Annotated in this window: 8 protein-coding genes; 7 read left to right on the plus strand and 1 reads right to left on the minus strand. The window is 61.5% G+C overall.

Annotation, left to right across the window (positions count from 1 at the left end; all coding sequences use genetic code 11):
- Positions 1–1,169 (minus strand): hypothetical protein (locus AC1D1X_RS11185; protein WP_477698285.1); only part of this gene is annotated, 1,169 nt, incomplete at its 3' end.
- Positions 1,170–1,491: 322 nt separating this feature from the next.
- Here AC1D1X_RS11185 and rpsF point away from each other — a divergent pair.
- From rpsF to AC1D1X_RS11220, 7 genes are all read left to right on the plus strand, one after another.
- A complete protein-coding gene (gene rpsF / locus AC1D1X_RS11190) occupies positions 1,492–1,857 on the plus strand; it encodes a 30S ribosomal protein S6 (protein ID WP_007871089.1) in 366 nt (121 codons plus the stop codon).
- Between the two features lie 60 nt (positions 1,858–1,917).
- Complete coding sequence (priB, locus tag AC1D1X_RS11195) at positions 1,918–2,226, plus strand: primosomal replication protein N (RefSeq protein WP_477649539.1); 309 nt, start codon at positions 1,918–1,920, stop codon at positions 2,224–2,226.
- 10 nt (positions 2,227–2,236) lie between these two features.
- Positions 2,237–2,521, plus strand: coding sequence for a 30S ribosomal protein S18 (rpsR, locus tag AC1D1X_RS11200; RefSeq protein WP_077592883.1), 285 nt, complete (start codon positions 2,237–2,239; stop codon positions 2,519–2,521).
- An 11-nt stretch (positions 2,522–2,532) separates the two neighbouring features.
- Entirely contained in the window at positions 2,533–2,985 is a 453-nt protein-coding gene (rplI, locus tag AC1D1X_RS11205; protein WP_457278783.1) for a 50S ribosomal protein L9, read from the plus strand.
- Positions 2,986–3,167: 182 nt separating this feature from the next.
- Complete coding sequence (gene dnaB / locus AC1D1X_RS11210) at positions 3,168–4,580, plus strand: replicative DNA helicase (RefSeq protein WP_457278782.1); 1,413 nt, start codon at positions 3,168–3,170, stop codon at positions 4,578–4,580.
- A gap of 231 nt (positions 4,581–4,811) precedes the next feature.
- On the plus strand, positions 4,812–6,686 hold the full coding sequence (locus AC1D1X_RS11215) for an SLC13 family permease (RefSeq protein WP_477698286.1): 1,875 nt from the start codon (positions 4,812–4,814) through the stop codon (positions 6,684–6,686).
- The coding region (locus AC1D1X_RS11220; RefSeq protein WP_477698287.1) for an ABC transporter substrate-binding protein at positions 6,683–7,518 on the plus strand (836 nt) is incomplete at its 3' end. The genes AC1D1X_RS11215 and AC1D1X_RS11220, both read left to right, overlap by 4 nt.

Here is a 7,518-nt window from a genome sequence, read left to right on the forward strand (position 1 = left end):
AGCCAGCGTACCAGCGTGCTGGCTGAGTTGACGATGGGCAGCGTTTTCAGGAAGGCATTCCACCGCGGATCAAAGTAGTTAAGTGCCAGCGGCACGGCCAGGCTCAGCAGCAAGGCAGAGCCCAACAGAAATTGACGCCAGCCCGGAAGCCGAAATGCCGTTGTTGCTCGGCGARTCCTGTCAACCATAAGGCAAACCAGCAAAACGGCGCTCGCCATCCCGAAGTTGAAGGCCCACTCGTGCGGCGATTGCGTGGCCTGCAGGTTGGTCATGGAAGCCTTGCCGATCTGGTAGGCCTGCTGGGACTCCAGAAAAAGTGCTGCGACGGTCATTCCTGCCGCTTCATGCCATGAAGGTGCGCCCGGCAGCGGATAAAAAGTACGAGGAAAAAGGGCAAGAAAGGAAAAGGTTGCCATCAGCTTGGACGCCGAAAGCGCCAAGCCGACGATGCAGGCGATCAATCCCCTCGCCATGAACTGCCGGAGGTCGCCGCCGGCCATGCAATGCAGCAGACCGATCACGAAAACAGCGAGGCCCCCTGCGAGCATCAGAGTGCTGAGGCCGGAATGCACCCAATAGGCAAGCACAACCCCCGCCAGCACTGATATCCCGGCCTGATCGAGTCGCGAGCGGATAGGCAGCAGGAGCAGTAAAGCCAGCCAGGGCACCAGGGCAAGCCCATGGAAGCCGACATGCCCGATGATGATCCGATGTGGAAGAAACCCGTTGAACATCAGCAAGCCGCCCACCAATACTGCCGCCAGGGGGCCGGTTAAAAAGACCTTGCGCGCCAGCAGATAACCGCCCCAGAACATCAGGCTCGCGCTCAGGCACAGCAACAGATATGCGGCGTTGATCGGCCCGGCCAATATGGCCAGTAACTGTGGAAACGAATAAAAAGCGGACTGTGGATCAGGAAAAAAGGGCTGACCGGCACAGAATGACGGTGTAAACCATGGGGTGCTCAATCCGTTCGTGGAAAACCAGATGTGCCCATCCAGCCAGTTGGGCAACATCAGCGAGTAGTCATGACCCAGCCATCCTCTTTCCAGAGGGAAAAAGGGCTTGAAAATCAGGCCAAGGCAGAGCAGCAGGAGGCCGTATACCAGCCAGACCGCATAGGTCGCATGCCGCCCTGAAAGGCTTGCTGGCGCGTGAAGCAGTTGCATGTCGACGGCGTAGGTAGGCGGGTGCGGGAGGGTTGTAGTCCAGCGCATCCGGATCTGGCGGGAGATTAACACGCAGTAACAATCAGCCAAAGAGCTTCATTGCATGGATCATCGCGTGGGTTCTACCCGGCTGTGTCCGGCGCTGGTKCCAGCGCTTTGAAGCAGGGGGAAACTACCCCAAAAGCTGCGATTTCCTGGGTTTCTAGATGGATGGCCAGGCCAAACTGGCATCCGAACAAGTCTTCAGGCTATAATCATGGGCTTCGCCTTGCTGCACCCTTAACGACGCTGGGGCARCTTCAATCAACCACAAGGAGAGTTTATGCGTCACTATGAGATCGTCTTGCTGATCCACCCGGATCAAAGCGAGCAAGTCCCAGCCATGCTGGAACGTTACAAGGGCATGATCACCGCCGGCGGTGGCAAAGTGCACCGTGTCGAAGATTGGGGCCGCCGCCAGCTGGTGTACCTGATCCAGAAACTGGCCAAAGCCCACTACCTCTGCATCAACATCGAAGCCAGCCAGGCCGTGATGGAAGAAATCGAACACGCGTTCAAGTTCAACGATGCCGTGCTGCGCCACCTGACCGTGGTGAAGAAGAAAGCCGAAACCGGCCCGTCCCTCATGATGCGCAACGTCGAGAGGGAAGAAGCCCGTAAGGCCCAACAGCAGGAGTATGCGGCTTAATAGCCACCATGCTGTTGAACGCCTCGCTGCTGCGCATCTGCTTTTGAGCAAGAGCCCGCAGTGAACCACGTTGAACTGACCGCCTGTATCGCCGAGGCAAGTCCTCTTCGCTACACGCCCGCTGGAATCCCCGCCGCCAATTTCGTCCTCGAACACGAGTCCGAAATCGTCGAAGCCGGAGTCACCAGACAGGTCAAGTTGACGGTAAGGGCGGTTGCTTTCGGAGCGCTGGCTGAGCAATCAGCCAAATCCCCGCTAGGCAAACCCTTCAGGTTCACCGGTTTTCTGATCAATGCGCGCACCAGCAAAGGTGTTGTTTTTCATATCCAGGCTCTGCACAAGGTAGAGCAAGTACCGAACCCCATTTAAGGAGTCCATCATGCCCGGACCAAAACGTTTCAACAAAGACAAGCGCCCCAAGCGCAATACCCAATCCCTGCTGTTCAAGCGCAAGCGTTTTTGCCGCTTCACAGCCGCTGGCGTTGAAGAAATCGACTACAAAGACATCGACACCCTGCGCGATTTCGTAGCCGAAAACGGAAAAATCATCCCCGCACGCCTGACCGGCACGCGCGCGATTTTCCAGCGCCAGATCAACACCGCCGTCAAGCGCGCTCGCTTCCTCGCGATGCTGCCTTACAGCGACCAGCACCGTAGCCTGTAAGGAGCACGACCATGCAAATTATTCTGCTCGACAAAGTCGTGAACCTCGGTAACCTCGGCGAAATCGTCAAGGTCAAAGACGGCTATGCACGCAACTTCCTGATCCCTTCGGGCCGCGCACGCCGCGCCACGGAAGCCAACAAGGCCGAATTCGAAGCCAAGCGCGCCGAACTCGAAAAAGCTGCAGCTGCCAAGCTGGCCGAAATGCAGGCCCAGGGCGCAAAGCTCGGCGGCACCACCGTCAAGCTCACGCAAAAAGCCGGTGTTGACGGCCGCCTGTTCGGCTCCGTCACCAACCATGACATCTCGGCCGAGCTGACCAAGCAGGGCTTCCCTGTGCTGAAGTCGCAAATCCGCATGCCTAACGGTCCGCTGAAGATTGTTGGCGACCACGCCGTGACCGTTGCCCTGCACACCGACGTGGCAGTGGACATCACCGTCACCGTGTACGGCGAAACCGCTTAAGCGTTTTCTCCCTTCCCGAAAAAAAGCCGCTCGCCGAGCGGCTTTTTTCATGGCCGGCCGGATCAAGCGGCTGTACACAAGCTCACGGTGTATTTCCACCCGATTTCCCCCGGTTATCCACAACCTTATCCCGTGAGGTTTTACGCTCCCGGCGTACCATTCACCCTCTCCCAAGGAAACCCATGTCCGCCGTACTTTCCACCTATGACGATCCCGGCTACAGCCCTGACCGCCAGATCGCCCAGCTGCGCATTCCGCCGCACTCCATCGAGGGTGAATCCAGCGTGCTGGGCGGCCTGCTGCTCGACAACGGCGCGTGGGACCGTGTGGGCGACCTGCTGACCGACCAGGACTTCTACCGCTCCGAACACAAGCTGATCTATGCCGCCGTAGGCGCCCTGATCAACGCCTCCAAACCGGCCGACATCATCACGGTCTACGAGCACCTGCAGAACCAGGGCAAGGCCGACGAAGTAGGGGGCCTGAGCTACCTCAATTCCCTTGCGCAATACGTTCCCAGCGCGTCCAACATCCGCCGCTACGCGGAGATCGTGCGCGAGCGCTCCATCCTGCGCAAACTGGTGTCCGCCTCGGACGAGATTTCCACCAATGCCTTCAACCCGCAGGGGAAAGACGTCGCCACCATCCTCGACGAGGCCGAACAGAAGATCTTCAAGATCGGCGAGCAGGGCTCGCGCATGAAAGAAGGCTTCCAGAGCATGGACACGCTGGTCGTGAGCCTGCTCGATCGCGTCACCGAGATGGCCGAGAATCCGCAGGACGTCACCGGCGTGCCCACGGGCTTCTACGACCTGGACCGCATGACGTCCGGCTTCCAGGCCGGTGACCTGGTGATCCTGGCGGCGCGCCCCTCCATGGGCAAAACCGCACTGGCCATCAACATTGCCGAAAACGTCGCCTTGCTCGAAGGTCTGCCCGTTGCCGTGTTCTCCATGGAAATGGGCGCCTCGCAGCTTGCCGTGCGTATCGTGGGCTCCATTGGCCGCATCGACCAGACCCATCTGCGCACCGGCGCCCTGACGGACGAAGAATGGCCGCGCCTGACCGAAGCCATTGAAAAGCTGCGCACGGTTTCGTTGCACATCGACGAAACCCCCGGCCTCACTGTGAGTGAGCTGCGTGCCAACGCCCGCCGCCTGGCACGCCAGTGCGGCAAGCTCGGCCTGATTGTGGTCGACTATTTGCAGCTCATGAGCGTATCCGGCGGCATGGCAGACGAGAACCGCGCCACCGCCGTCGGCGAAATCTCACGCGGCCTGAAGATGCTGGCCAAAGAGCTGCAGTGCCCCGTGATCGCGCTGTCGCAGCTCAGCCGCGGCGTGGAATCCCGCACCGACAAACGCCCCATGATGAGCGACCTGCGCGAGTCCGGCGCCATCGAGCAGGACGCCGACATCATCATGTTCATCTACCGTGACGAGTACTACACCAAAGAGGCCTGCAAGGAGCCGGGCGTCGCCGAGGTCATCATCAGCAAGCAGCGTAACGGCCCCACCGGCACAGTCAAACTGGCGTTCCTGAACCGCATCACCAAGTTCGAAAGCCTGGCCAGCGGCGGCAGCGGGGACTTTTGAGGCCTGAAGAAGCTCGCAGGTCTTCCTGTCGTATCGAGTGGCCACGGCGCAGTGGCCTCCTAGGGTTTTCCGGCGGCCGTTTTCGGGAAAACGGTGATTTAATGGCAGAAAACAGCTGCAGGCCAATCAAGCCGGGCGCAAGCAGCTATCAATACAATAGCTAAAGGAGGAGGTTCCATGCCGACGCCCCTGCGGATTCTTACCGTCACCTCACTGTAGGTCCGGGAATCCATGCCTGTTTCCTCCGTCATTCCTGGTGTCATCCCCGACGCCGACATCCTGGCGCTTTTGCGTGGCGACGCGCTTTTCACCGACCTTTCCGGTAGCCAGCTTGCACGCCTGCTCGGCAGCCTGCACACGCTGGAATTCGCCGCCGGCGACACGCTGTACGAAAAAGGCGCGCCGGCCGAATTTCTGTACGTGATCGAAACCGGTGAGCTGCAGCTGACCACGCCTGGCGGCCGTACCGTCGCGCTGCCGGGCATGCGCTGCGGTGAAGAGGCCGCCTGCGATACGGCCAGCTACCTGTGCAGCGTCACGGCAGCCACGCCGGTCAGGGCGGTGCAGGTCCCCCGCGACGCCCTGGCCGAGCTGGCTGCGAAATCGCCCGCCTTGCGCAACAAGGCCTGGCTGACGCTGATGGGTTATGTGGGCGGCGAATCCTTTCTTGCGCCGGCCCCCGGCAAGCCTGCCGCCAAAAAACCGGCCAAACCCATTTCCCGGCGCGAGCTGGTGGGCTGGCTGGGCGTGGTGCTGGTGCCGCCCGCGATTTATTTCCTCTCCGGCTCGGCTGGGCTGGTGGTGGAGGCCTCGTTGTTCCTGGCCATCCTGTCGGCCACGGTGCTGATGTGGCTGTTCAACCTGGCCGACGAGTTCGTGCCGCCACTGGTGGCCATCGCCGCGGTGCTGATCGTCGGTCTTGTGCCCTACGAAGTCGCGCTGGCCGGTTTCTCGTCAAGAACGCTCACCACGCTAGTGGGCGTGTATGCGCTGGCCGCGGTGATTTCCGCTTCGGGCCTGAGCTACCGCTTCATGTTGTGGTTGCTGATACGCCTGCCCGACACGCCGTTCTGGCACCAGGCGGCGCTGCTGCTGTCGGGTTACCTGCTGTCGCCCATCATGCCCTCGGGCAATGCGCGGTTGTCGCTGGTGCTTCCGTTTTACCGCGACATGATCGAAGGCCTCAACCTGCCGGCGCACAGCAAGTCCGCCACGGCCCTGATGGCCGCCACGTTTTCCGGTGCCATGCTGTTCTCGCCGATGCTGCTGACCAGCAAGTCGTCCAACCTGACGGCTTTCGGCATGCTGCCCGTGYAACTGCAGGACCAGTTCCAGGGCCTGTTCTGGTTTGTCGCGGCCGGCGTGGCTGCGCTCACCGTCACGGCCGCGCACCTGGTGGTGGTGCGCCTGTGTTTTGGGCGCACGGCCCAGGCCGCTTTGCCCAAGGAAAGGCTCGAGCGACAGCTGGCCCTGCTGGGCGACGTCACCCGGCCCGAAAAAGCCGCACTCACCGGTTTCCTGTTCTTCCTGGTGGGCGCCGGCACCGCCGGCTGGCACCAGATTTCTCCCGCCTGGCTGGCGGCCTTTTTGCTGGTGGGCCTGCTGCTCATGGGCTTGCTGAGCAAGAAAGACTTCCAGYAGAAGATCGACTGGCCGATGATTTTCTTTCTGCTCAGCCTCGACGGCCTGAGCCGCGCCATCAGCTACCTGGGGCTGGACACCGCACTGGCCCATTCCGCGGGCAACATGTTTGATTTCGTCGGCGGAAAAATGGTCTGGTTCATCCCGGTCGCGCTGGTGGTCACGCTGCTGCTGCGCCTGGTGCTGCCCATCACCGCCGGCATGATCGTGGCTGCGGTCATCCTTCTGCCGATCGGGCAGGCGCAGTTCATCAACCCCTGGGTCGTGGTCTTCCTGACCGCCATGTTCAGCGACATCTGGTTCATACCCTACCAAAGCTCACAGTACCTGCAGGTCATGGGAAGCGGGCTGGACCGCTACTACAAACACACCGATTTCCTGCGCTATAACCACTGGATGAACCTGGCGCGCCTGCTGGCGGCCTATCTCTCGATCCCTTACTGGGAATGGCTGGGCCTGGTATGAAAAACGGAACCCTCGCTGTCCTGACGGGCGCGGCCCTTCTCGTCGCGCTGCTGCTGCTGGGCATGTTCAACCTGTCCAAGCCGCGGGTGCTGGTGCTGCACAGCTCGGACCGCAACTCCACCACCGTCGGCAAGATGGACGAAGGCATACGCCATGTCCTGGACAAAAACAGGCAGCCCTTGACTGTTCGCTGGCATTACCTGGGCATAGACCGCCTTCCCGATGAAGACCACCGCCAGGACGCCGCAAAGGAAGGCCTGCGCGCCATTGAGCAGTTCAACCCCGACCTGGTGATTGCGGTAGACGACGAAGCCCAGCAATACGTGATGCGCCGCTTCGCCGGRCAGGGCCGTCCCAGGGTGGTGTTCGCCGCCATAGACCATGAGCCCGCAGAGTACGGGTACGTGGGCGCAGCCAACGTCACCGGTGTCGCCGAGCGCCTGCCGCTCGCCGCCATGCGAGACTTGCTGCAGCACGTCAAAAAGGGCCAGCCCGTACGCGTGGCGGTGCTGGGCGATGCCGGCCCCACCAGCCAGGGTCAACTCAGGCAGGTCGAGGCTTTCAACTGGGCGCCGCACAGTGTGGCGGTCACCCACACGCTGGGCGATTTCCCCGCCTGGCAGGCCGCCATCAAGGTCATGGACGGCAAGGCCGATGTGGTGTTGGTGCTCTCGCACGGCAGTTTGCGTGCCGGGCCCGCGGCGGCCGGCGTGGTGCCCGATGCCGAGGTGATCAAGTGGCTCGAAGCCAATGCCGCGCCCTTGCCGCTGGGGGTCGACATTGAATACGTTCAGCAGGGCGGGGGGCTCAGTGTGGCGCCGTCCGCCAAGTC

Source organism: Polaromonas sp. P1_G4 (assembly GCF_056405475.1).